The organism is Priestia sp. YIM B13551 (genome assembly GCF_042787905.1).
Lineage (GTDB): Bacteria > Bacillota > Bacilli > Bacillales > Bacillaceae_H > Priestia.
Map to the genome: position 1 here is coordinate 1 of NZ_JBHZOX010000016.1, position 23787 is coordinate 23787.

Annotated in this window: 27 protein-coding genes and 1 tRNA gene; 5 read left to right on the top strand and 23 right to left on the bottom strand. The window is 37.9% G+C overall.

Annotation, left to right across the window (positions count from 1 at the left end; all coding sequences use genetic code 11):
• Positions 1-2: 2 nt before the first annotated feature.
• Together ACFX4N_RS29130 and ACFX4N_RS29135 are read right to left on the bottom strand one after the other, a co-directional pair.
• Positions 3-74: transfer RNA gene (locus ACFX4N_RS29130), tRNA-Asn, on the bottom strand.
• A gap of 134 nt (positions 75-208) precedes the next feature.
• Entirely contained in the window at positions 209-658 is a 450-nt protein-coding gene (locus tag ACFX4N_RS29135; RefSeq protein ID WP_013055015.1) for a SprT family protein, read from the bottom strand.
• Positions 659-767: 109 nt separating this feature from the next.
• On the opposite strand from ACFX4N_RS29135, the gene cmpA reads away from it, so the two are divergent.
• Positions 768-884 (top strand): cortex morphogenetic protein CmpA, encoded by a 117-nt coding sequence (gene cmpA, locus ACFX4N_RS29140; protein ID WP_013055014.1) that lies wholly within the window; start codon positions 768-770, stop codon positions 882-884.
• Positions 885-941: 57 nt separating this feature from the next.
• Here cmpA and ACFX4N_RS29145 read toward each other — a convergent pair whose 3' ends face one another.
• The 14 genes from ACFX4N_RS29145 to acpS form a co-directional block, all read right to left on the bottom strand.
• Positions 942-3116, bottom strand: a complete 2175-nt coding sequence (locus ACFX4N_RS29145) for a Tex family protein (protein WP_057274099.1) — start codon at positions 3114-3116, stop codon at positions 942-944.
• Positions 3117-3200: 84 nt separating this feature from the next.
• Positions 3201-3806: a PP2C family serine/threonine-protein phosphatase gene (locus ACFX4N_RS29150; protein ID WP_013081423.1), complete on the bottom strand. Its 606-nt coding sequence runs from the start codon at positions 3804-3806 to the stop codon at positions 3201-3203.
• Positions 3806-4600, bottom strand: coding sequence for an RNA polymerase sigma factor SigB (gene sigB, locus ACFX4N_RS29155; protein WP_013055011.1), 795 nt, complete (start codon positions 4598-4600; stop codon positions 3806-3808). The genes ACFX4N_RS29150 and sigB overlap by 1 nt, the downstream gene beginning before the upstream one ends.
• Entirely contained in the window at positions 4566-5051 is a 486-nt protein-coding gene (gene rsbW / locus ACFX4N_RS29160; protein ID WP_013055010.1) for an anti-sigma B factor RsbW, read from the bottom strand. Before rsbW ends, sigB begins: the two co-directional genes overlap by 35 nt.
• Positions 5048-5380 carry an STAS domain-containing protein gene (locus tag ACFX4N_RS29165; RefSeq protein ID WP_377263576.1) on the bottom strand — a complete coding sequence of 111 codons (333 nt, stop codon included), beginning with the start codon at positions 5378-5380 and terminating at the stop codon, positions 5048-5050. The genes rsbW and ACFX4N_RS29165 overlap by 4 nt, the downstream gene beginning before the upstream one ends.
• Positions 5381-5439: 59 nt before the next feature.
• Positions 5440-6450, bottom strand: coding sequence for a PP2C family protein-serine/threonine phosphatase (locus tag ACFX4N_RS29170; RefSeq protein ID WP_013055008.1), 1011 nt, complete (start codon positions 6448-6450; stop codon positions 5440-5442).
• Between the two features lie 13 nt (positions 6451-6463).
• Complete coding sequence (locus ACFX4N_RS29175) at positions 6464-6865, bottom strand: anti-sigma regulatory factor (protein ID WP_013055007.1); 402 nt, start codon at positions 6863-6865, stop codon at positions 6464-6466.
• 3 nt (positions 6866-6868) lie between these two features.
• Positions 6869-7225, bottom strand: coding sequence for an STAS domain-containing protein (locus ACFX4N_RS29180; protein ID WP_013055006.1), 357 nt, complete (start codon positions 7223-7225; stop codon positions 6869-6871).
• Between the two features lie 2 nt (positions 7226-7227).
• Positions 7228-8064, bottom strand: coding sequence for an RsbT co-antagonist protein RsbRA (locus ACFX4N_RS29185; protein WP_013055005.1), 837 nt, complete (start codon positions 8062-8064; stop codon positions 7228-7230).
• A 159-nt stretch (positions 8065-8223) separates the two neighbouring features.
• A complete protein-coding gene (gene ndoA / locus ACFX4N_RS29190) occupies positions 8224-8574 on the bottom strand; it encodes a type II toxin-antitoxin system endoribonuclease NdoA (protein ID WP_013055004.1) in 351 nt (116 codons plus the stop codon).
• A 4-nt stretch (positions 8575-8578) separates the two neighbouring features.
• The gene (locus ACFX4N_RS29195) at positions 8579-8860 is read right to left on the bottom strand and encodes a CopG family ribbon-helix-helix protein (protein ID WP_013055003.1); all 282 of its coding nucleotides are present in this window, start codon (positions 8858-8860) and stop codon (positions 8579-8581) included.
• Positions 8861-9060: 200 nt separating this feature from the next.
• On the bottom strand, positions 9061-10302 hold the full coding sequence (gene alr, locus ACFX4N_RS29200) for an alanine racemase (RefSeq protein ID WP_406643764.1): 1242 nt from the start codon (positions 10300-10302) through the stop codon (positions 9061-9063).
• 62 nt (positions 10303-10364) lie between these two features.
• Positions 10365-11423 (bottom strand): LolA family protein, encoded by a 1059-nt coding sequence (locus tag ACFX4N_RS29205; RefSeq protein ID WP_013055001.1) that lies wholly within the window; start codon positions 11421-11423, stop codon positions 10365-10367.
• Between the two features lie 58 nt (positions 11424-11481).
• On the bottom strand, positions 11482-11847 hold the full coding sequence (gene acpS / locus ACFX4N_RS29210; protein ID WP_029325479.1) for a holo-ACP synthase: 366 nt from the start codon (positions 11845-11847) through the stop codon (positions 11482-11484).
• A gap of 64 nt (positions 11848-11911) precedes the next feature.
• Here acpS and ACFX4N_RS29215 point away from each other — a divergent pair, with 64 nt between their 5' ends.
• Positions 11912-12514, top strand: coding sequence for a rhomboid family intramembrane serine protease (locus tag ACFX4N_RS29215; RefSeq protein ID WP_013054999.1), 603 nt, complete (start codon positions 11912-11914; stop codon positions 12512-12514).
• A gap of 8 nt (positions 12515-12522) precedes the next feature.
• On the opposite strand, the gene uvsE is transcribed toward ACFX4N_RS29215, so the two are convergent.
• The 4 genes from uvsE to ACFX4N_RS29235 form a co-directional block, all read right to left on the bottom strand.
• Positions 12523-13494: a UV DNA damage repair endonuclease UvsE gene (gene uvsE, locus ACFX4N_RS29220; RefSeq protein ID WP_035439664.1), complete on the bottom strand. Its 972-nt coding sequence runs from the start codon at positions 13492-13494 to the stop codon at positions 12523-12525.
• A gap of 94 nt (positions 13495-13588) precedes the next feature.
• Positions 13589-15100 carry a degradosome RNA helicase CshA gene (gene cshA / locus ACFX4N_RS29225; protein WP_013054997.1) on the bottom strand — a complete coding sequence of 504 codons (1512 nt, stop codon included), beginning with the start codon at positions 15098-15100 and terminating at the stop codon, positions 13589-13591.
• Positions 15101-15296: 196 nt separating this feature from the next.
• Positions 15297-16679 (bottom strand): UDP-N-acetylmuramoyl-tripeptide--D-alanyl-D-alanine ligase, encoded by a 1383-nt coding sequence (locus tag ACFX4N_RS29230; RefSeq protein ID WP_057274102.1) that lies wholly within the window; start codon positions 16677-16679, stop codon positions 15297-15299.
• Between the two features lie 96 nt (positions 16680-16775).
• Positions 16776-17858 (bottom strand): D-alanine--D-alanine ligase, encoded by a 1083-nt coding sequence (locus ACFX4N_RS29235; RefSeq protein ID WP_013054995.1) that lies wholly within the window; start codon positions 17856-17858, stop codon positions 16776-16778.
• Between the two features lie 293 nt (positions 17859-18151).
• On the opposite strand from ACFX4N_RS29235, the gene ACFX4N_RS29240 reads away from it, so the two are divergent.
• Genes ACFX4N_RS29240 through ACFX4N_RS29250 form a run of 3 tightly spaced genes read left to right on the top strand, consistent with a single transcriptional unit; the run spans position 18152 to position 20479 of the window.
• Complete coding sequence (locus tag ACFX4N_RS29240) at positions 18152-18664, top strand: FMN-binding protein (protein WP_057237517.1); 513 nt, start codon at positions 18152-18154, stop codon at positions 18662-18664.
• 14 nt (positions 18665-18678) lie between these two features.
• A complete protein-coding gene (locus ACFX4N_RS29245) occupies positions 18679-19608 on the top strand; it encodes an FAD:protein FMN transferase (RefSeq protein WP_235567349.1) in 930 nt (309 codons plus the stop codon).
• Entirely contained in the window at positions 19592-20479 is an 888-nt protein-coding gene (locus tag ACFX4N_RS29250) for an RnfABCDGE type electron transport complex subunit D (protein ID WP_013054993.1), read from the top strand. Before ACFX4N_RS29245 ends, ACFX4N_RS29250 begins: the two co-directional genes overlap by 17 nt.
• A 16-nt stretch (positions 20480-20495) precedes the next feature.
• On the opposite strand, the gene ACFX4N_RS29255 is transcribed toward ACFX4N_RS29250, so the two are convergent.
• The 3 genes from ACFX4N_RS29255 to ACFX4N_RS29265 form a co-directional block, all read right to left on the bottom strand.
• Positions 20496-21731, bottom strand: coding sequence for a sensor histidine kinase (locus ACFX4N_RS29255; RefSeq protein ID WP_057274104.1), 1236 nt, complete (start codon positions 21729-21731; stop codon positions 20496-20498).
• Positions 21724-22401 carry a response regulator transcription factor gene (locus ACFX4N_RS29260; protein ID WP_013054991.1) on the bottom strand — a complete coding sequence of 226 codons (678 nt, stop codon included), beginning with the start codon at positions 22399-22401 and terminating at the stop codon, positions 21724-21726. Before ACFX4N_RS29260 ends, ACFX4N_RS29255 begins: the two co-directional genes overlap by 8 nt.
• Positions 22402-22546: 145 nt before the next feature.
• On the bottom strand, positions 22547-23659 hold the full coding sequence (locus ACFX4N_RS29265; protein ID WP_057274105.1) for an acyltransferase: 1113 nt from the start codon (positions 23657-23659) through the stop codon (positions 22547-22549).
• Positions 23660-23787: the final 128 nt, after the last annotated feature.

Consider the following 23787-nt stretch of genomic DNA (forward strand, 5'->3'; position numbering starts at 1 on the left):
GGCTCCACAGGTAGGACTCGAACCTACGACCGATCGGTTAACAGCCGATAGCTCTACCACTGAGCTACTGTGGAATAATATTCATCAGACTTCTTACATTGTAATCGACATTATATGTAATGTCAATAAGTTTTTGTAATTTCTTTGCCGTTTATTTGAGACGGCTTTATTAATTTATCATAATCAATCTATTTTAGTCAAGCATCTTCTACATTTTTTTTAATTTACCTTTACACTTTCCACAAACATATTTAACCGTGTTCACTTTTCTTTTTCGAACATATTTTTGATCACACTGCATACATACATATATGTGCTCTTTTTTCTTTCCATCACTTTCTTTTTTCAATGCCTGACAAAAGCGGGGGGCGCCTACTTCTTTCATTAGCCTTTTAAAGTCTTGATCTCCATGCTTATACCCTTTCCCCTCAATATGCAAATGATAGTGACAGAGCTCATGTTTAATAATTTCTACTATTTCTTGTCTGCCATATTGTTCAAAGTATTTGTAGTTTACTTCTATATTAGATGTACGTAATAAATACCTTCCACCTGTCGTACGTAAACGAGAATTAAAAGTGGCTTCATGACGAAATGGTTTGTGAAACAGCTTCAATGAAATTTCTTCTACAAGTATTTGTAAATCCTTATCATTCATCTTATATACTCCTCTACTGTATGAAATCACCTGACTAGCTCTTTGGGCATACACTTCATTACATACTCACTATTCACCTTATCATAAATGAAAAGGAGTGATTGTCCTTATGCCAATGTGGCTACAAAAACAAATGAGGCGCGCTTATTCTGAAAAAGACCGTGCACAAATAAAATTGCTCAATCAATGTTGGTTTTTTTATCAAAAAAATAATTCCGCTTCTTAAATCACTTCTTTTTACAAATAAAATTGCCTTTTCAGATTTTCTGAAAAGGCAATTTTATTATTGATGAGGCGGAATCATCGTCAGTGCGACTCTTCCTTTTTTCATATCTACGTCTTCTACCCACACATTCACCAAATCTCCTACTGAAACGACATCGAGGGGGTGCTTAACGTACCGATTCGTTAATTTAGAAATATGGACTAGACCATCTTGCTTAACTCCTATATCGATGAACGCTCCGAAGTCTACGACGTTTCGCACCGTACCTTCAAGCTGAATACCTTTGGCAAGATCCTCTAACTTCAAAATATCCTGACGGAGCAAAGGTTTTGGCAGTTCATCACGAGGATCTCTTTCCGGTCTTACGAGCGCTTCTATAATGTCTTTTAAAGTAAGCTCCCCTATACTTAGTTCTTCTGATATTTCAGGTAAAGAAATATGTTTTAATGCTTCTTTTACTTTCTCCGTTCCAAGCTCAGTCTCTTTCACTTCCGCCTTCTTTAAAAGCTTTTTAACGTCTCCATACGTTTCAGGATGGATACCCGTTCTGTCTAAAGGTTCTTCACCTTCTATAATACGTAAAAACCCAATACACTGCTCATACGTTTTAGCGCCTAGACGCGGAATTTTCTTCAACTGTTTTCGGTTAGAGAATTTTCCGTTTTCATCCCGATATTTTACAATGTTTTGAGCAACTGTCTTATTTAGACCAGCAACGTATTGTAGAAGCGAAGCAGAAGCCGTGTTTGCATTTACTCCTACCTGATTTACTACTGTCTCTACAATAAAAGTCAGTGAATCATTTAATTGCTTTTGAGACACATCATGCTGATACTGCCCTACTCCTACCGACTTAGGATCGATTTTCACAAGTTCAGCCAGCGGATCTTGCAGCCTTCTGGCAATCGATACAGCGCTTCGCTCTTCTACTTGAAAATCAGGAAATTCCTCTCTAGCAACATCAGAAGCCGAATATACGCTTGCTCCCGCTTCATTCACAATCAAATAATAAACTGGGTTTTCAATTTCTTTAAGAACATCCGCTACAAATTGCTCCGTTTCGCGAGATGCCGTTCCGTTTCCAATGGCTACTACTTCAATAGGGTATTCAGCGAACATTTTCTTTAATTTATTTTGCGCTTCAGCTGCTTTTCTCACAGGAGGATGTGGATAAATAACATCAATTTTTAATACCTTGCCTGTTTCATCTACTACAGCTAATTTGCAGCCTGTTCGAAAAGCTGGATCTACTCCTAATACCACTTTCCCTTTCAATGGAGGCTGGAGAAGAAGTTTTCGTAAGTTTTCAGAAAAGATGTGAATGGCTCTTTCTTCCGCTTTTTCTGATAGCTCTTTACGGATTTCGCGTTCAATAGATGGTTCTATTAAGCGTTTATAAGCATCTTCTATAGCTGAGATGATATAACTTTCAGCTGAAGAATCCCTTTTTTTGATTACTTGTTTATGTAAATATGAAAGAATACGATCTGTAGGCGCATCAATACTCACTTTTAAAATACCGTCTTTTTCTCCTCTATTCATAGCTAAGATACGATGAGGAACGATTCGCTTTACCGCTTCTGTATATTCGTAGTACATTTCATAGATATTTTTTTCATCTTTTTCCGGATCTTTGACTGAAGTAACAATTATGCCATCTTTTACAGTGGTCGTACGAATCCATTGACGGTAAGATGCTTCGTCAGAAATTTGTTCCGCTACAATGTCTAGGGCTCCCTGAATAGCTTCGTCAGAAGATTGAACTCCCGCTTCTTCATTTATGTATGTTTGCGCTTCATTCTTCACGTCAGAACGTGGAAAACTTAGTAGCCACTCTGCTAATGGTTCAAGACCTTTTTCTTTTGCTACAGTTGCTTTTGTACGTCGTTTTTGCTTAAAAGGGCGGTATAAATCTTCTACTTGCTGCAATTTCTTCGCTTGATGAATTTGAGCAGCCAGTTCCTCAGTTAATTTCCCTTGCTCTTCAATTAATCGAAGAACTTCCTCTTTACGCTCCTCTAAATTCATTAAGTAGTTCCAGGAATCTAAAATATTCCGGATTTGGACTTCATCCAAAGCACCAGTTTGTTCTTTTCTATATCGAGCAATAAAGGGAACTGTATTACCGTCTTCTACTAAAGCAATTACGTTTTGTACTTGCTTTTGTGAAATCTCCACCTCTTTACTTACACGTTGAACAATTTGATTATCTAATTTCGTTGCAACAGACACAGCTTATCCTCCTACCTAAATGAAACTTTGTCTCTATTGTAACAAAACTCACATGCAATAACACATGTGAGCTAAAAAGAAAGGCTATGCAGTTGGAAGATGACCAGCGATATACGTAATATCGTCATTATGAGATCGAATTGCTGCCTGTAGCCGTGTCGACAATTGATCTACATTCATCGAGTTAGCAAAAACAGATTTAATCTCTTTTAATTCTAAGCCATCTGTATGAATCAAAAATTTAGAACCGGAGTCATATGGGAAGGTTTGTGTGCGGAACTTTTGAATTTTCCCTGATAAAAAACCTTGAATTGGCAGAGGGTACGTTAATTTCCCCTCCGGAGAATACAGATAAAAGCGGATATTACCTACATTTGTATAATGAAATTCGTTATGTTTTTTATCAATTTTCAAAATAGCTACTGCCGCGCCTCTTGTATGTCGAGTAGCTTTGTTGCACTTAGAAATGATTTCATCCACATCTAGATGATGATGAGCTTTCGCTACATCCGTAACAGCTACAGAAGCGGCTCTAGCTTGTTCACCGCTTCCTAATCCATCTGCCACTGCACATAGAAAATAGTCATCCGTTTCTTTGACATAGTAACTATCTCCACAACATACGTTCCCTTGCTTTGGCTCTTGGTATATATGAGTTTGAATCAACTTTGTATTAGGGTCTACTGTCATCACGACATATACTCCGAATCGTTAGAATCTGAGCGAGCTGCAGTCCTTAGCTTATCAAGAGCTCTTCTTTGCAGTCGAGATACATGCATTTGAGAAATCCCTAACTTCTCACCGGCATCTTTTTGACTCAGATTTTCAATAAATGTATAGCGAATCACTTCTTTTTCTCTATCGCTTAATACATGAAGAATCTTTTCTAACACTAAGCGCTGATCAGTTTTCTCATAACCCGACTCTTGTTCACCTACTAAATCAAGGATTGTAACAGTACTTCCATCAGAGTCTGCTTCAATGGAATGATCAACAGACAACGCTTGATAACTTTGCCCCATCTCCATCGTTTCTAAAATTTCTTCCTCTGTCACTCCGATATGATCAGCAATTTCTTTCACTTGAGGAGATCGCTGTAAACGGGTTGTTAGCTCTTCGACAGCTGCTTTAATTTTAGGACCTAATTCTTTGATGCGGCGCGGTACGTGAACACTCCAAGTTTTATCGCGTAAAAATCGCTTAATCTCTCCAATGATTGTAGGAACAGCAAACGATTCAAAGCTTCTTCCAAATGAAGCATCATACCTTCTAATAGCTCCTAACAGTCCTAGCATCCCTACCTGCACAATATCTTCATGTAAGCTTCTGCCTTTTGAATAACGACGTGCAATAGATTCAACAAGGTTCTTGTAATGTACTACTAGATCACTTTGTGCTTCTTCATCCTGCGTTTTTTGAAAGCGCTCAATTCGTTCCTGAACCTGTTCTTTAGTTAATTTCATAGGTTGAGACTGTGTTTTCATCACTCTCCACCTGCTCTCTTTGCACATACTTAGTCATCATTAGCGTTACACCTTTTGAATTGACCATTTTCACTTCGTCCATTAGTGTTTCAATTAAATATAAACCAAGTCCACCTTCAGGAAGAAATTCAACTTCTTTTGATGTTTCATAAGGTCCTATATGTTCCTTAAGCTCTTCAAAATTAAAACTTTCACCTTTATCGACCACCATGATTTCTAAACGGTCATCAAATAAACCAAAACCTACTCTCACTTCACCATTTTCTTCATTCTTGTAAGCATGCTGCACGGCATTCGTACATGCCTCACTCACAGCAATTTTCATATCTTCAATTTCATCATAAGAAAAACCCATCCGGTTCGCTACACCAGACAGCGTCAGTCGAATAATCGCTACGTAGTCTGGCTTAGCAGGAATCTTCATCTCAACAAAGTCATAAGGCTGTTTCATTTTACGCCACCTTCTACTTGTGAATTCACGTTTAAAATGTCTGTGAGGCCCGTAATATCAAATAAGCGCTTGATGCGCTCTGATACACCAACAAATTTCAAAGAGCCGTTATTTTTCTTATTGGCTTTTAACAATGCAATAAATACACCTAGTCCTGTACTATCCATGTATGATACATCGGTTAAATCGACTACAATTTCCGGTTCAGTATGTTCAGTAATTCCCATGAACTTTTCTTTTAGCTTAGGTGCTGTATATGCGTCAATCTCTCCAGCCAGCTTAATACGATATGCTTGACCGTCCTTTTGTATATCTATTTTTAAATTCATCGTATTAGTAGACCCCCTCTAATTTTGTGCTATCTTTTCTGTACCCTTTTTTAGAATACTTAAACTAAACTCTTCAAAATAATCAATGTAAAGTCATCCCTCAATTGAAAATGCTGTAATTTTTCCAGCTCTTTATATACAGATTCTACAATTTCTTGAGGAGACAAATGCATGTATTTTCGAATTAATTTTATGATGTCCAATCTTTCAATAAATCCTTCTTCAGTTCTGCATTCTGTTACGCCATCTGTTAACAGAACAATCATATCGCCTTTTGAAAGCTGCTGCTCGTACTGAAGATATTTCACATGGCGATCGACTCCTAGCACGAGTCCTTTTGCCTCCAAATCTTCAAATGAATCAGCTTTTGCATCATAATAAAAACCTGGCTCATGCCCTGCAGAAGCATAATCAAATAAGTTTGTCTCGGGATTATAGCTTCCGTAGAACATCGTAATAAACATACTTGGATCTACGTTTCGCTCTACAATATTATTCAAGTTCTCTAATACATAACTTGGATTTTTTCTTGAGTCCGGTAAGCTGTCCATTGCATATTTGATCATAGACATACACATTGCAGCTGGAATTCCTTTTCCGATCACATCGGCAATGGCAATACTTAACCCACCGTGCTCTTCTTCTACAAAGTGAAAATAATCTCCGTTCATCTGTTTAGCCGGTACGCTAATCGCACCAATTTCTAAAGTTGAACTAGCCGGAACCTTTGTCCCCAACAGCGTCTGCTGGACGTTAGCAGCAACTTCAATCTCAGAACGAAGTTCCCGCTGCTTATTTTTTAATGTTTGATGCTCACGAAGAGCAAGACCGTAGCTAATCATTACCTCAAGTAAAAAGTCCAGAGAATGCAGCACTTTTTCTGGAATATCAGAATAAATTTCTTCAATCACTTCTTTATGAATGCTCACAATATCTTCTGGCGATATTTCATTCTCTAAAGATTTTCTACTTAGTTTTTGTCCTTGATACAAAATTTGTTCATTTTGTGTTTGGATATAGTTCCCCAAAATATCTTTGTATAAATCTCTCATCTCTTTATCAAAAGACATTATCTATTTCCTCCTACCGGAGCCACTTAACTGCTTTAATCTCAGTACCTTCTCCGACATTTGTTTCGATGTCAAACTCATCCATCAATCGTTTTACCCCAGGAAGCCCAGCTCCTAGTCCACCCGATGTTGAGTATCCATCCTCCATTACTTTGCGAACGTCGGGGATACCTGGCCCTTCATCTGTTGCTACGACAAGAAGACCGTTTTTTCCTCCACGATTTAATTTCTCAATATAGATTTGACCCTTACCCGCATATAGGTAAATATTACGAGCTAATTCAGAAATGGCGGTTGTAATACGAGCTTGGTCAACTGTTCCAAACCCTAGCTCTTTCGACACATTTCTACCTAATTGGCGTGCCGCTACGATGTCCCATTCTGTTACGATTTTTACGCTGGATTGGAATTCCATATACTAATCCCCCAATTCCGATTGGAGTTTCTCAAGACCTTTTTCTAAATCGAGTGCAGTAAGAACATCATTTAGGCCAATCCCTAACTCAACAAGTGTAATAGCTACTGCAGGCTGGATACCTGTTAATACTACTCTAGCCCCCATCAAATTAGACATGCTAACCACGTCACCTAACACTTTTGCGATGAATGAATCGATCATATCAATTGAAGTTAAATCGATTACCACTCCTTTTGCTCCAGTTTGATGAATTTTACTTAGCAAATCTTCTTGGAATTGAATAGCCGTTTGATCATCCAGCTCCCATTGAATGGATACCAATAAATAGTCGTACAATTTCAAAATGGGTATTCTCACGTTTATTCCTCCGATTCTATATCAACTATTTTCCGCTCAGTCATTTCTAACGCAAACTCTACGCCTTTTTTTAATGAGTTTTTCGTAATAATTTCGTTTAAGTTAATACCTAAGTTCACAATAGTCTGAGCAATTTCCGGACGAATTCCTACTAACAAACACTTGGCTCCAACCAAACGTACGGCTTCAGCAGCTTGAATGATATGATGGGCAACCATCGTATCCACTACTGGTACTCCGGTAATATCTATTAATACGACCTCTGATCGGTGCTTTACGACACCTTGCAATAAATTTTCCATAATTTTCTTCGCACGATCAGTGTCAATTGTTCCCACAAGCGGCATTACTGTAATTTTATCAAATACCGGTATTAATGGAGCAGACAATTCTTGAAGTGCAACTTTTTGCAACATAACTGTATTTTCCCACGAGTTGGAGTATTGTTCTACTATTTTGTTATAAATAGGGCTTAACCACTTATCAAACCGATAGAATAATTCAGAATGAGTTTGGTCAGCCTTCACATGTTCACTGTTTACATACCCTTCAACCACTACGTGACCCAAGTTACGTACACCCTGTGTCAAATAAGCAAGAGGCCATCCTAAACTCACGACTCGTCCTACTACTTCCTCTAGTTCCTCTGCAAAATTTTCCTGATCACGGAATGCTTTTGCCAAAAGTAAATTTACAAAATCAGAGCTTACATTTACGTACACTTGCTCGGATACAATATTTTTAATCCGCTCTGTTTCCACATCATTCATTAACACTAGCCATCGATCAAAAATTTCTGATTTATGATTTTGTATATAATTGAATAAATCTTGATTCATGAGGTCCTCCTTGTGAGTCAATACACTCATTTATATCTATATATATATATTATCATTTTTAAAACGTTTCTTATTACAATATACGTTTACTGATTATTCCTAGTCAAATTAAAAAAGTTGCTCATAAAGGAGCAACTTAGTATAAATGGAAGTATAATTCTAAAAGTCGATAAGTCCTACACTGATTTGCAAGGCTTCATCCACTCTGTCCATCATTTCATCATCTAAATGGGTAATCTTGTCTGTTAGCCTCTGTTTATCAATAGTACGAATTTGTTCTAGTAAAATAACTGAATCTCGCTCAAATCCATAGCGCTTTGCATCAATTTCAACATGCGTAGGTAACTTTGCCTTTTGAATTTGAGCAGTGATCGCAGCTACAATAACAGTTGGGCTAAAACGATTGCCTATATCATTTTGAATGACAAGTACAGGGCGAACGCCTCCTTGTTCTGAGCCAACAACAGGAGATAGGTCAGCAAAATAAACGTCGCCACGTTTGACTACCAAGTCATTACCCCCCGCTTACTAAACGATCCACAGTATGATCAGCTTCATACTCTGCTAGAAAAGCCTCGGAAGCAATATTTAAGTTTATCTTTGCCATCTCCATATATCCACGTCTCATTGATTCGCGAATATGGCGTTTTTTTCGCTCACGAAGGTACAATTTTGTTGCTTGGTGAATAAAATCACTTCGGTTGCCATTTTCTTGTTTAACCATAAGATCGAGCTCCGATACTAAATTTTTCGGTAATCTTACTAGGATTTCTGTAGTTGCGCTCGCTTCAGACACAAACATACACCTCCAACATCAATACACACACCAATAGTCTCATCTTTCCTTATCATAACATTGATTAGCTTTAATGGAAAGTTAATTCTGTCAATTTCTACACTATTATCGTCAATTGATACCCTCTTTTATGCATGGAAGTTATTATTTTATTGTCTTTTGTTCGCAGACTTTTTATGTTGACTCAGGAAGATGTATATTCAGCGCAAGATATAATTATTAACATCAATATGCTGCGAATCTCTTGTATAAACCCTCGGAACCCTTGCTGCAACCATGCAAGGGATTTCATAATTAATTGTTTCAAGATGCTTCGCTACTTCATCAATTGTAATTTCAGCACCTTTTTGTTTTCCAATAAATGTTACTTTTGTGCCCATTTTATACATTTTAGGTAATTTAATCATCAATTGATCCATGCAGATTCTACCAACAATTGGCACTTTAACTCCATCTACTAATACTTCAAAATTGCTTAATTTACGAATCCAGCCGTCTGCGTATCCTACTGGAATAGTAGCAATCCATTCATCTTCTTTAGCTTCATAAGTAGCTCCGTAACTGATATGACTCCCTTTTTTGACTTTTTTAACATGCACAATACGGCTGTGCAGCGAAAAAGCTTGTTTTAACGGAATTGGCAAGACTTCTTTTAATTCCTCAGAAGGACTCAAGCCATACATAGAGATACCTAAGCGTACGCCATTAAAGATATCTTTCGGACGACGAAGCAAGGCTGCGCTATTTGCACAGTGAATCATCGGAGGTGTAAAATTATACTCTTTCACAATTCGAACCATTTCTTCAAAGAATGTGTATTGTTCTTCAAAATAAGACGAGTTTAGCTCGTCTGCTGTTGCAAAGTGTGTAAACACTCCATCCAGCACGAATCCCGAATGAGAAGCGATGATCTTCATCGTTTCGTGTAATTCTTCTTTTGTTCTAACTCCCAAGCGACCCATGCCTGTATCTATTTTTAAATGCATATGCAGCTGACTGTTTTCATCTAGAATGGACGCCGCTTCTTCAATCCAAGCTTTGCTATAAGCAGTGACCGTTACATCCCACTCCAATGCAGTTTGAATGTGTAGGGTAGGCACGGCGCCTAATACTAAAATGGATTCCTTTATCCCTTTTTTCCGAAGAGCAATAGCTTCATCCAAAAAAGCTACAGCTAGCATATCAGCACCAGCTTGAAGCGCAATCTCTGCTACTTCTTTATCTCCATGCCCGTACGCATTCGCCTTCACTACGGCCATTAACGTTTTATGCCCCGGTATCAGTTCTCTTACATGATTCACATTTTGAAAAATGGCTTCTACATCAATTTCTGCCCATGTTTCTCTATAAAATGCATCCATTACTACGACACTTCCTTTTTTCAGAACCATTCTAAACGTACTTTCCTCTGTTAGTATAATACATCTATAGCCAAACTTCATCTCGATCTTTATTCAAATTAAGCAAGAACAAGCCTACATATATGCAGGCTTGTAAGCTTCTCTTATTTTCCCATCTGACTTTGCACAGATCTAGCAACTGTACTCAATTCATCTGGTGTTAGCTGATCAGAAGCCAGCATAAAGTCTACTCCATTATATGTCCAAGATAGACTTTTATCCGTTAAAGCTCCCACAGTAAAACCTAAATCAAATGGCTCTCCGGCAGTAACTGTAGATGTTGCTGTTTTAGCTACTTGCGCTTTTTCTTGTACAAGCGTAAACGGCTTTTCTCCTTTGTACATTAAAACGACTCTCTCGCCATTTTCCGTCTCAATTTTCTTTTCCTTGGACAGCTTTGTACCTTTTGGAACATCCTTAGGATAAAGGACGCTAAATGATTTCTGCTGAGCTAATGTCGGAACGTCAATCTTTGCACTTGTCATGTTTCTTTTTGTATCAAAAGCCCCTTTATCAAACTTAGAATCGAATTTCACCTTAGAGAAATCAACTTTTATTAACACTTTATTATCCGTATCCATAATTTTAACAGAAACAGGCGCTAAATCACTTTTGTTCAGCGTAATTTCTTGTTTAGGAAGCATCGTGCTATTTTGATAGTTGGTTTTTGTTTCAAAAATATAATGCTTATCCGTTGATTTAAAACTTGCCTTTTCATCCTTCACAATATCTTGGACAAGGGATTCATACAAATAAGCTTGGCTGCTATTTTGCGGCCAATCACTTTGAAAACGAAAGCTTTTATTTAAGGCAGGCGTTAAAACAAAAACCCCTTCATCATTACGCAAAATCATTTGGCTTTGATCTTTCTTTGTATTTTTCAAATTCACTCGATAATACATAGGCTTACTATGCCAAATCTCTACATCGTATACTTGAGCATCTTTCCCTGTATTCAATGTCATCTTAGCATCTGATTTATACCCCGCCATTTCTTGTACCTTGGCATCCAATGCATCTGTTACATCCTGCTGACTTTTTTCACCGCATGCTGATAAGGCTAAGAGAAAAAAGGCGCAAACAAATAAGCCAATCCATTTTTTATGCATTTCCCCAACTCCTTTATTTCGTATATTCACAGCTAAACGGAGAAGCAAGAACATATCTTGTCTCCCCTATCCACACTATGAATATATGAACAAGAAATAGTGAATATGCAGACTAGCTTGACAAGCGTTCAATAATTACTTGAGCAATCGCATAGTGCGCACTGTGGGAAATAGATACGTGTACGGACGCGTCCAGTGGTTGTTTTGTAACAATGTGGGGTTTTCCTCTTTCATCATTCATAATTTCGATATCTTGGAAGCTGAAATCTTTTCCTATTCCTGTTCCAAGAGCTTTCGAATATGCTTCCTTCACAGCAAATCTTCCTGCTAAAAATTCGACCTTACGTCGGCTTGATAGCTTTTCATAGCGTTCTCTTTCATTTTTTGTTAAAATCCGAGTAACAAAAGCACTTTGACGCTGCACCATTTTTTCAATCCGCTCTAACTCTGTAATATCAATTCCAGTTCCTATAATCATTTTCATTTAATCCTCTCTTACAGAATAGTATATAAAAATGCCTTTATAAAAAGGAGTGACAAATATGTTCGTACGCACAGAAAATGCAGCTGAATTTAAACGTTTTTACCCTGTTACCTTCACGCTTATCTGCATCCACATTGCGCTATGGTTACTTGCCGCTCTTCCCTCACACCTTGCAGAATCTTTTATACATCAGCTTATTGGTGTGAATAGCTTAATTTCTCAAGGAGACTACTGGCGACTTTTCACACCTATCTTTTTGCATCTAAGCTTTTCACACCTTCTTTTTAACTCATTTTCATTGTTCTTGTTAGGGCCAGGTGCTGAGCGTATTCTTTCTTCTTATAAGTTTCTTCTATTCTACCTTACGTGTGGATTGCTTGGAAATATCGTTACATTTTTAATCCAATCTTCTTTTTACAGCCATGTGGGTGCATCCGGTGCCATTTTCGGGCTGCTTGGGTTTTACCTCTACCTTGTAATAAAACAAAAGCATATGCTTTCTCAAAGTAACCAGCAAATCATTGTCGTCTTTTTAATTATTGGATTACTTTCAGGTCTGCTAACGCCAGGAACCAACAACACAGCTCATTTCGTTGGAGGTATTGCTGGATTTCTTCTCGCTTTTCTCGCGTTCAAACAGAAAAACAAGCCACAGATATGAGGCCTGCTTTAAGATTTAATATAAAAAGTGGATGAGTTAATAAATTCCACATCTTCATAAGACTTCAAGTCTCTTACTAACTGAAAGAGCGCTTCATCTTTTTTCTTAGCTTCAATCATGCAATCAATTTGCGGTATCGTTCCATTTACTTCTTTTAAAAAGCTGTAAAACCCATTGACATCGATATAATCTGCATGGGCTCTAAATTCTTTATCACTTTTAGGACTAGATATATGCATTTTTAGAGGAAGCGTTTCCTGTTCCCACGTTCTAATGATACGGTCCCAATGCTCTTGCCATGAAGTTTCATCATTGTTTGCCTGATGATGATGAAGATCAAAAATGATTGGGACATTTAGTTTTTCACATAAATACAAGACGTCCTTTATATGAAAGGTTGTATCGTCGTTTTCTAACATAATCATTTGCTGAAGGGATTGAGGTACAAGCCCCCAATTATGAATAAACTGCTCCAGTGCTTTTTCTTTATCATTATAAGCCCCTCCAACATGTAAAACACAGCGATTTTTAAGCGGAATGTCCATTCCTTTTAGCAACTTTTGATGCATGCGAAGAGTTTGGATAGAATGCTTAAAAACCTCTTTATCCGTTGAGTTTAAAACAACAAAATGATCCGGGTGAAAATCTACTCGCATTGGATGTTCCTTCAAAAATACAGAAATACGCTGAAGAGCATCCTTTAAAGGAGCTATGTAGTTCCAATCTTTTAGCGCCTCATGGTTAGCTAACGGAATTAACTTAGAACTGAATCGAAAAAACTCAATTTCACTCCACGCATTATGTTTTAATAACCGTAAGCAGTTTTCTAAGTTGGATATTGCAATACGTTCGAGCTTGCGAATGGCCGCTTCATGGTCTTTCACACGCTGAAATTGTGCAAAAGTCATTGTTTGAGAAGGAGAACTATTTTCCAAATGAACGCTCATCGCCACATAACCTAACCGAACAATGGTCGACATCAGTGAACACCCCATTTTATTTTACTCATAGTGTGCACCAATAAAATAGCAATTAACACATAAAAAAACGAGCCTGTTAAGGCTCGTTTTTATTTTACGCTTTGCTGCGAGAATCTTTACGATTACTGCTGCTATTACGATTTCTATTATCACTGCCGTTGCTTCCACCGCGACGCTTGTCACCAAAACGCTTTGAGTTTCCACGACGATTTTGCTGTGAGTAGTTTTTAGAGTTAGAACGTGAACGACCTCCGCCATTTCCACGTTTGTTTTTATCACCTTTTGCAATTACCGGTGGTTCAGCAGTTAATTGAATTGGTGATTCGTTTGGTTCTTTTGTAAATAATTTGATTGCTGCTGCCACTAATGAAACTGAATCGTGCTCTTCAAGTAACTCTTCTGCCAACTGTTTGTAGTAAGATAAGTTGCCTTGTGTCACAGATTCTGTTAATTTGTCAGCTGCAATACGCTGTTGACCTTCCATTGCTTCATCAAGCGTTGGAGGAGTAAGACGCTCCATTTTACGTTTTGTTGTACGCTCAATATTGTGTAACTGTCCAGTTTCTCTTGGCGTTACAAATGTCATAGCAGCACCCATTTTACCAGCACGTCCTGTACGTCCGATACGGTGTACATAGCTCTCTGGATCTTGAGGGATATCAAAGTTGTATACATGAGTAACACCAGAAATATCAAGTCCGCGTGCAGCTACGTCCGTCGCAACTAATACATCAATAGAACCTTCTTTAAATTGACGTAGTACAGATAGACGTTTCGATTGCGTCAAGTCACCGTGGATACCTTGTGCAGAATAACCACGCATATTTAATGCTTCTGATAGCTCATCAACACGGCGCTTTGTACGACCAAAGATGATAGCTAATTCAGGTGATTGCATATCTAAAAGACGAGTAAGGATATCAAATTTACGCTTTTCTTGTACTTCTAAATAATACTGCGTAATGTTTGGCATCGTTACTTCTTTTGCTTTTACTTTTACCACTTTTGGTTCGTTCATGAATTTTTCAGCAATGCGACGGATTGGAGTAGGCATTGTTGCTGAGAATAAAAGTGTTTGGTGGTTCTCAGGTACGTTTGATAAGATTTTTTCAATGTCTTCGATGAATCCCATGTTTAACATTTCATCTGCTTCATCTAAAATAACTGTATGAACATCTTGTAGACGAAGTGTACGACGATTAATATGATCTAGCATACGCCCCGGTGTCCCTACGATGATATGAGGGTGCTTTTTCAATGCACGAATTTGACGACTGATATCTTGACCACCGTAAATTGATAGCACGCGTACGCGCTTTGTTTGACCAATTTTGTAAAGTTCTTCAGATACCTGTACAGCAAGTTCACGAGTAGGAGCAATAATTAACCCTTGAATTGCATCTACGTTTACATCAACTTTTTCAATAAGAGGAATACCAAATGCCGCTGTTTTCCCTGTTCCTGTTTGTGCTTGTCCGATCAAATCGTGACCTTCTAGTGCTAATGGGATAGTTTCTGATTGAATTGGTGTTGCTTCTTCAAAACCCATTTTACTCACAGCTTTATTAAGCTGTTGACTTAATCCTAAATCTTGAAATAATGCCAAGTTTTTCAAACTCCTTTTATATTTAGACTATCTATATTTTACAAAAAAAAGCATTCTCCGAGGAAACGGAAAATGCTCTAAACGACTACTTCAATAAATTCAACGTTTAGAGTATAAGCGCCTCAAGACACTCAGACTACATCATAACACTATGGCTTTCCGTTTGCAATAGAGCTTACTTATACTCTTTTTAATATCACGGTAATTTATGCATCATTTTTGAGATAACTTCCTCAAGCTTCATCCCTCGAGATGCTTTCACTAAAACCACATCTTCTCTTGTTGTAATCGCTGTTAATTTTTTAACAAGCTCATCTTTCTCCTCAAAGTGCATTACCTTATCTTCTGCAAAATTATTTTTTGCTCCTTGCTCAATTTCAACAGATAAGGGGCCGTATGTTAGAACATAATCAATTTTTTCTGCTTGAATAAACTCTCCCACTTCTTTGTGGAACTCTTTTTCCTGATCACCTAATTCAAGCATATCGCCGAGAACAAGAATTTTTTGCTTATAGCCTTCTAAATCATGCATCAACGTAATAGCAGCTTTAACGGACGTTGGGCTTGCATTATATGCGTCATTAATGAAGGTCAGGCCATCTGTTCTTTTCACGAGCTCCATACGCATATTGGTTAGCTTTAATTCTTTTAATCCCTTAGCGATTGTTTCATTGTCTAGTCCAAAATAATGACCTACCGCAATAGCAGAAAGCGCATTGTGAACATTATGTTTACCTAATACCGGGATAAAGAATGAATATGTTGTTTCACGTGAAACAGTGAATGTTGTGCCTAACTCTTCAGCTGAAATAGCACTTGGATACAAATCGTTTTGTTCTGAGCTGCCAAATGTCACCGTTTCAAATACTGGATTAACAACGCGCGACGTTAAAAGTGGCTCATCACCATTATAGACAAGCTGACCTGTTGGCGCTAAGCCGCTTGTAATTTCTAATTTTGCCTCCGCAATTCCATCACGGCTTCCTAAGTCTTGAAGGTGCGATTCTCCGATATTTGTAATAATGGCCACATCAGGCTCCGCTAAATTAGAAAGAAACTCAATTTCCCCTCGGCTGCTCATGCCCATTTCTAAAACTGCAATATCATGAGTTTCATCTAAACGCAAAATAGTAAGCGGCATGCCAATGTGATTATTAAAGTTTCCATCTGTTTTCAGCACACGGTAAGTTGTATCGAGCACAGCTTTCACCATGTCTTTTGCCGTTGTTTTTCCGTTACTTCCTGTAATGCCCACTACTTTAATATCTAACTCGTGACGATAAGATTTCGCTAATTGCTGAAGAGCTACTAGCGTATCATCGACTAAAATAACACTAATGTCTGTCGGTGGATTTTCTTCATCTTTGTTCCACAGTGTAGCGACCGCTCCGTTTTCAATTGCTTTATGAACAAATGTATGCCCGTTAAAACGTTCCCCTTTGATTGGGATATATAAATTACCTTGCTGAATGGTTCTCGTATCAATTGAGACTCCCTCAATTACAGCTGCTTCGTTCCCGCTATGAAATACACTTCCTGGAATCATTGTAGCTAGCTGTTTAAGCGTACGTTTAATCATTGTTGGTTTGCTCCTCTCGATATAAAGTAAACTATGGATAACATTAATTGAAACTAAACACAGAAACACTATTCATGATGAATAGTGTTGTGTGAGTTACATTGTGTGTTTAATTTGCTGCTTTTCGGTATGACGTTCAATTGCTAGTGATACAAGTTTTTCAATTAAATCTGGATATTCAACACCTGCGTGTTTCCACAATAACGGGAACATACTGAAAGGTGTAAAACCAGGCATCGTATTCACTTCATTAATAATGAATTTACCTTCTGATGTTAAGAAGAAATCTGCACGTACAAGACCAGATCCATCAATTGCTTTAAATGCTTTGATTGCTAGTGCTGACATTTCTTGATGCTGCTCTTCTGTAATTTCAGCTGGAATAATAAGACCTGTATCGCCGTCTTCATATTTGGCTTTGTAATCGTAAAACGCTTTTTTAGGTAAGATTTCTCCAACTACTGAACAAGCTGCTTCATCATTCCCTAACACACCAATTTCAACTTCACGACCAACTGCTGCTGCTTCTACAATGATTTTCCGATCGAATAAGAAAGCTTCAACAAATGCCGCTTCTAACTCTTCGCGGTTATCACATTTGCTAATCCCAACGCTTGAACCTAAGTTTGCTGGTTTAACAAAGCAAGGGTATCCAAGTGTTTCTACTTTTTCATAAGCAGCCGTTCGATCTGCTTCCCACTCGCGGCGGATAAATGATACGTACTCTACTTGAGGCAGACCTGCCTGTGCAAACAGCTGCTTCATTACAACTTTATCCATACCAGCTGCTGAAGCTAATACACCGTTTCCAACATAAGGAATATTCAATAATTCTAATAATCCTTGTACCGTACCATCTTCTCCATTTGGACCATGAAGAAGTGGGAAAATAACATCTAGCTGATCATCTGTTTTTGAATCTGTTAATGCAAACATTTCCGTATTCAATGAAACTGGTGAAATAGCAGTTCCGTTATCTTGAATTTCTAATTGAGCAACTGTTTCAAGCGGACCAGTCAGCTGTGTGCCGCGAATCCACTTTCCTGTTTCTGTAATGTAAATTGGATGCACTTCATATTTATCGTGGTTAATTGCTTTTGAAACTGCTAGAGCTGTTTGTAAAGATACTTTATGTTCAGCGGATTTTCCTCCGTATAAAAGGCCAAGCTTAATTTTCACTGATGTTCCTCCTAACACATATTCATCTTTTCTATTTTATCATGCACGTTTAGATAGTAAACAGAAATATTAACTATTATTACGTATGTCAAAATAGCTAGGCTTGTGAAAGAAATTCCATCGCCTACCTTTATTATTTAGAATCATCTTTTCCTTTGGCCCATTTATTTTTGAAAAAACTTTCTTGATTTTAAATCTTTTTTAAAAGTTTATTTGTAAAGTTTATTTATGCTAAAGACAACCATCAATAATCGAAACTATAGTTCTGGTACAAATCAGGAGGTTCAACAAACATGAGTAAAATGGGAAAGAAGATGATTGCTGCATGCAGCGTAGCCATTGGAAGTATTTATGCAACTGGTTATATAAACACTCTATCTGATGCACAAGCTGTTCAAGTCACACCTGCTCATCATCAGAAGAAAACGACAGATCAGACAGACAATCAAACGATTGTCAATGACAGCTGGGGAGAAGATATTGCTTCCTCTCATAAGAAACAGTCATCAGCGAGTGCCGAAAGTTCTGCTCCTAAAACAAAATACAAAGATGGAACGTATTCTGGCCAAGGAAGCAACCGTATCGGAACTGTCTACGTATCCGTGACCATTAAAAACGACCGAATTGATACCGTTGAAATTACAGAAGCGGATACTCACTATTCGGAAAGTTACATTGAGGGCCTTCCGACTCAAGTCGTACAAAGACAAAGCTCAGATGTCGACGTCGTGAGCGGAGCAACGCTTAGTACAGAAGATTTTCAAAATGCCGTGGACGACGCACTTCAGCAAGCAATGAATGCATAAAGGAGAAACGAATGATGTCCATAAAAACGTATAGCCGCTCTGTCTTATGTATGGGAACAACCGTGTCCATTCAAGTAATTGCTCCGCAATCAGATGAGGCAAATGTCCTTCACCACATCTCAAAGGCATTTACTATTTTTAAAACCGTTGAAACGACGTGCAGTCGATTTGATGCCAAAAGCGAAGTTATGAAACTAATTAGACATGTCAAAGAACCCGTTTCTGTTAGTCCTCTATTATTTGAAGCCCTTCATTTCGCTGTCTTAGTAGCAAATGAAACAAATGGAATCTTTGACCCAACGGTAGGAAAACAATTAGAAAACCGCGGTTTTAACGAACACTACTTATATGGAAAGCCCGTACAAGTGGACGAAGCAGTCGATTCTGGAAGTTATAAAGATATCGTATTGGATACACATAAAAAAACGGTTTGTTTACAAAAACCGATGATTATAGATCTTGGAGCGGTCGCCAAAGGGTTGGCGATTGATTTGGCTGCCCGCTCCCTTCCTTATCAGCATTTTATGATTAATGCAGGAGGAGACATCCTAGTTAAAGGACGCAATCAACACGGAGAGTTATGGAAAGTCGGGATTCAGCACCCTGGAATTCAAACGCAGTCATTACTGACTTTACGTGTAACAGATACGGCTGTCTGCACATCAGGAAATTATGCTAGAAAAAATAAGACGCAACCATTCATGCATCATTTGGTTAATCCCTTATCTCCATCCACTGGAAGCAGTCTACTGAGTTGTACAGCTATTTCTCCTTCTGCCATGCTGGCCGATGCATTATCTACGTCAGCTTTTATTTTAGGAGCGGAAAAAGGAATAAATTTATTGAATGATGCCGACATAGGCGGCGTACTCTTCAATTCTAGTTTCACTCCTTTTTTTACATCAGATATGGAGGAATTAATGAATTATGACCACACGTTCTGAACGAAGAAGCGGTGTTAAATATATTAGTACACCAAAAGGTTATATTATTGTAGATGAAAACAAACCAAAAGAAATAAGTCCTTGGGCGCAGCTAGTTAAAACACCTAAAAGATACGTGATGGCTATGCTGCTGCTTTTAACCTTATTAGGTGAATTCAACTCTTCTGCCTTTCAAGGATTAGGACACCTACTGCTTGCCGTATGCTCGGCAGCCGCCTTAGATTTAGGATTTTCTTTTGCCTATAAAAAGAAAATTCAGCTTCCTGACGGCGGAATTATTACTGGATTAATTATTGCCTTAGTGCTCAGCACCTCTACACCTGCTTGGGTCACATTTTGCACTGTAGCTGTTGCGATTTTATCGAAGCACTTAGTAAAAGTAAAAAAGAAGCCTATTTTTAACCCTGCCGCTTTTGGTCTTCTCTTTTCACTTATTGTCTTTTCAAACGGCCAAAGCTGGTGGGGAAGCTTATCTTTACTACCCGTATGGCTCATTGTATTCGTGTTTGTGACGGGGTACCTTGTGACCAGCAAGGTAAATAAATTCCCTCAAGTATTTGCTTTTTTGGGCGTGTATTTTGCTATTTTTACGATTATGTCATTAATAGGAGTAGGCGATGTAGCGGATGCTTTACGAGCTCCTTTTGTCAATTCCGCTTTATTTTTAGCCTTCTTCATGGTGACTGATCCGCCAACTTCTCCTGCCAAGTATAAAGACCAAATAAAATTTGGACTGCTTGCGGGGGCGATTAGCGCTGTAGATTACTTAGTTTTTGGCGGCCTTGCCTATTTATTAATTGGCCTGTTACTTGCTAATGCATGGAAAGCGTGGAAGACTGCCAACAAAAAAGTGATGAAAAAAGCTGCCTGATAATAGGCAGCTTTTTTCATAGCGGAATTTTCACATGAAATTCCGTACCCACGTTTTTTTGGCTAAAAACCTTAATTTCTCCGTCATGAGCTTGTACAATCCATTTGGCAATCGCGAGACCTAAACCTGACCCTCCTTCGGCACGTGCTCGGCTCTTATCACTTCGATAAAAGCGATCAAACACATATGGAAGGTCTTTCGCTTCAATTCCAACGCCTGTGTCCCTAACGATTAACGTCATAGAGTGATGGTGTTTCTTTAGACAGATGTGAATGCTTTCTCCAGATGGGGTGTATTTAAAAGCGTTATCTAATAAAATCATACATAGCTGATGAAGTCGTTCTTGATCTCCTCCGCACATTAACGATTCAATTTCCCTTGTGAAGTGTAGCTCCTTTAGTTCAAATATGGGCTCAAATTGATTAGCTACTTTATCAACCAGCTCGCCCATATTAAAGACCGTTTTGTTTAGCAGCTGCGCACTTGAATCAGATCTAGCCAGTGTTAGTAAGTTACCCACCAGCTTCGTCATCCGCTTCACTTCGTTTAAGCTTTGATAAATATTTTCGCTTTCTTGCTCGATCGTATGATTTGGTCGTCTAAACAATAGCTCGAGATGCGTTTGCATCACGGAAAGAGGCGTTCTTAACTCATGGGAAGCATCTGCAATAAATTCGACCTGTTTGTTCCACGACTTTTGTATAGGTACAAGCGCTCGATTAGCTAAAAACAAGCCAGCTATAAGCGAAAGAAGCAGTCCAATAAACGCTGAAATGATAAGAAGAAAAGCAAGGTGCTCTAAGGTTTGAGTTTCTGGATCTACGTTTAAGACAAGTTGAATCGTTGAAACGTCTTGGTCTTTTATATATCCTTCGTTTTTCACATTCATCACTCGATAAGCATGACCGTTTACCTCTTGCGACGTTTGGGTTTTTCCTTCTGAGAGCGCAGGCTTAAAGTCGTCAATATCGTTTGTATATAAACCTTTTTTAGGTGTGATTTTGATTAGTTTTTTATCACTGCTCCAAAGTAAAAACGCAACGCGTCTTTCTGTTTCTCTCTCATTGTTTTCCTGAATTTCATGTAAGTTTCTTTTTTTAACTTGCTCGCTCATCTCACTTAACCGATTGTCTGGATTTAAAAAAATAACATGCTGCATATAAACATATAAAACTAAACTAAAAATGCTCAAAATAACCATCAGCACGATTGTGTTAAATAACACAAGCCTGATTCTCGTCTTTTTAAACATGCTCTTCCCCTTTTAACATAAAGCCTACGCCTCTCACTGTACGTACATAACCGTCACAATTAAAAGGCTGAAGCTTCTTTCTTAAATGGTGAACATAGACATCTACTACACCCACTCCTACGTCAGATGTAAATCCCCATACCCGATTAAAAATTTGATCTCGAATAAGGATTTGTTCTTTATTTCGAATAAAGTATTCCAAAAGCTGAAATTCTTTAATCGTTAACGTTAGGGCACTCCCATTTATCATAACTTCATGATTGGCTTCTCGTATAGAAATGGGACCATATGAAATCATGCCTTCTTCTGCCTGCAAGTCTCTGAGCATCACCCTTAACCTTGCAAAAAGTTCAGCCATAGCAAAAGGCTTAACCAAATAATCATCAGCTCCATAATCGAGCCCTTTCACTCGATCTTCTACACTATCTTTTGCAGTGAGAAAAATAACTTTCGTCAGCACCTTTTGTTTTCTTAGCTTTTTTAGTATGTCAAGCCCTGTCATACCCGGCAGCATAATATCTAAAATCAAGGCATCATAAATATTCTGCTCTGCTAAAAACAAACCTTCATCTCCTTCAGACGCACAATCAACTTCATATCCTTCTTCTTTTAAGCCTTCTACGATACCGTGTAATAATGAGGCATCATCTTCTACCACAAGTACACGCATATCAAACTCCCCCTTTTGTGAGTACCTAAGTAAGCATTATCTTAGCATGTCACTTTTAAAAATATTTTAAAACTAGCGTGTTATCATCTCTTATACTTTATAAAAAAAGTTATGCCTGCAAGCAGACATAACTTTTAACTAAACGCTATTTATGATCCGGACGTCGGTAAATGAACACCGCTTCTTTTGGCAGTTTACCAAACAAAAAGCTAGCAAACGGTAAAAGACGATGACATCCCCAAATGATGAGGTAACAGCCCGCTAATGTTAGAATATAGCGTGCCAAGATTTCAAAGTGAAACATGTAGTTGCCTTGTATTGGTACTGCTTTTGCCACAAAATTTAAAACCATTGGGTGAATCAAGTAAAATCCAAACGAGTACATGGCAATATTTTTAACAATCGTCACAGACTTCACAGAAAGCTTTTCAGCTAATATCTCTGCAATTCGGAAGAAGAAGTAACTTCCAGCGACCAAATAAAGCGTATTAACAGCCTCATACGTAAAGCCTGAAATTTGGATTGTCTTCATTGTGTACAAGTGATAATTTAACAGTGAAATAGCTATTCCCGATCCGAGCGTCACTAGAAATAATACAATATTCGAACGACTGTACTTTTTATCCACTTGCTCACGATAATAAATGCCAATCCAACCGCCGAGTAAAAACGTAGCCATTGTATTTAAAAATAAATTAAATGAAGTGATATGATACGTATTGTTAAGCATTAAATAACCAAGCTGAATGATAATGCCAAACAGCCACATGTATTTTTTAAAAATGGTTACTTTTTGTGCTAGCCATACAAAAACCGGCAGCACGAGATAAACTTGTACAATTAAAAAGATAAAATGAAGCTGATAGTAGGACTCTCCGCGTAAAATACGTTTCACAATATCAGCTGCATTTAATTCTGTTGCTCCTACATAGTACGAATAAAATTCATAAATAAGTGCCCAAATAATATAGGGAACCAAAATATATGTCACTCTTCGAGCATAATACGTTTTCCATAAAGTCTTTGTTAAAGGCTTGTTAATATAACTATAAAAGAAAACCAAACCTGTGATCACAATAAAGATCCCTGCTTCAATTCGAACAATTCGGTTAAGAAAATGATATTTCTGATAAGCTTCGCTTGCAAATGGCAGTACCGTTGCATATGCTGCTGTTACATGTACGAGCACAACCATCATCATAGCGAATAATCGTAAAAAATAAATGGATTGAATATGCTGCTTTTGTTTTTGCTTCACTTTTTCTCTCCTATATAATGTGAAATATAAATTCTAGATGAATAATAGAACATTCAATTTTTTCTTATCTTTCCCGTTTTACAAATAAAAAAGCTAATAACATAAAATAAATGTTATTAGCTTTACTC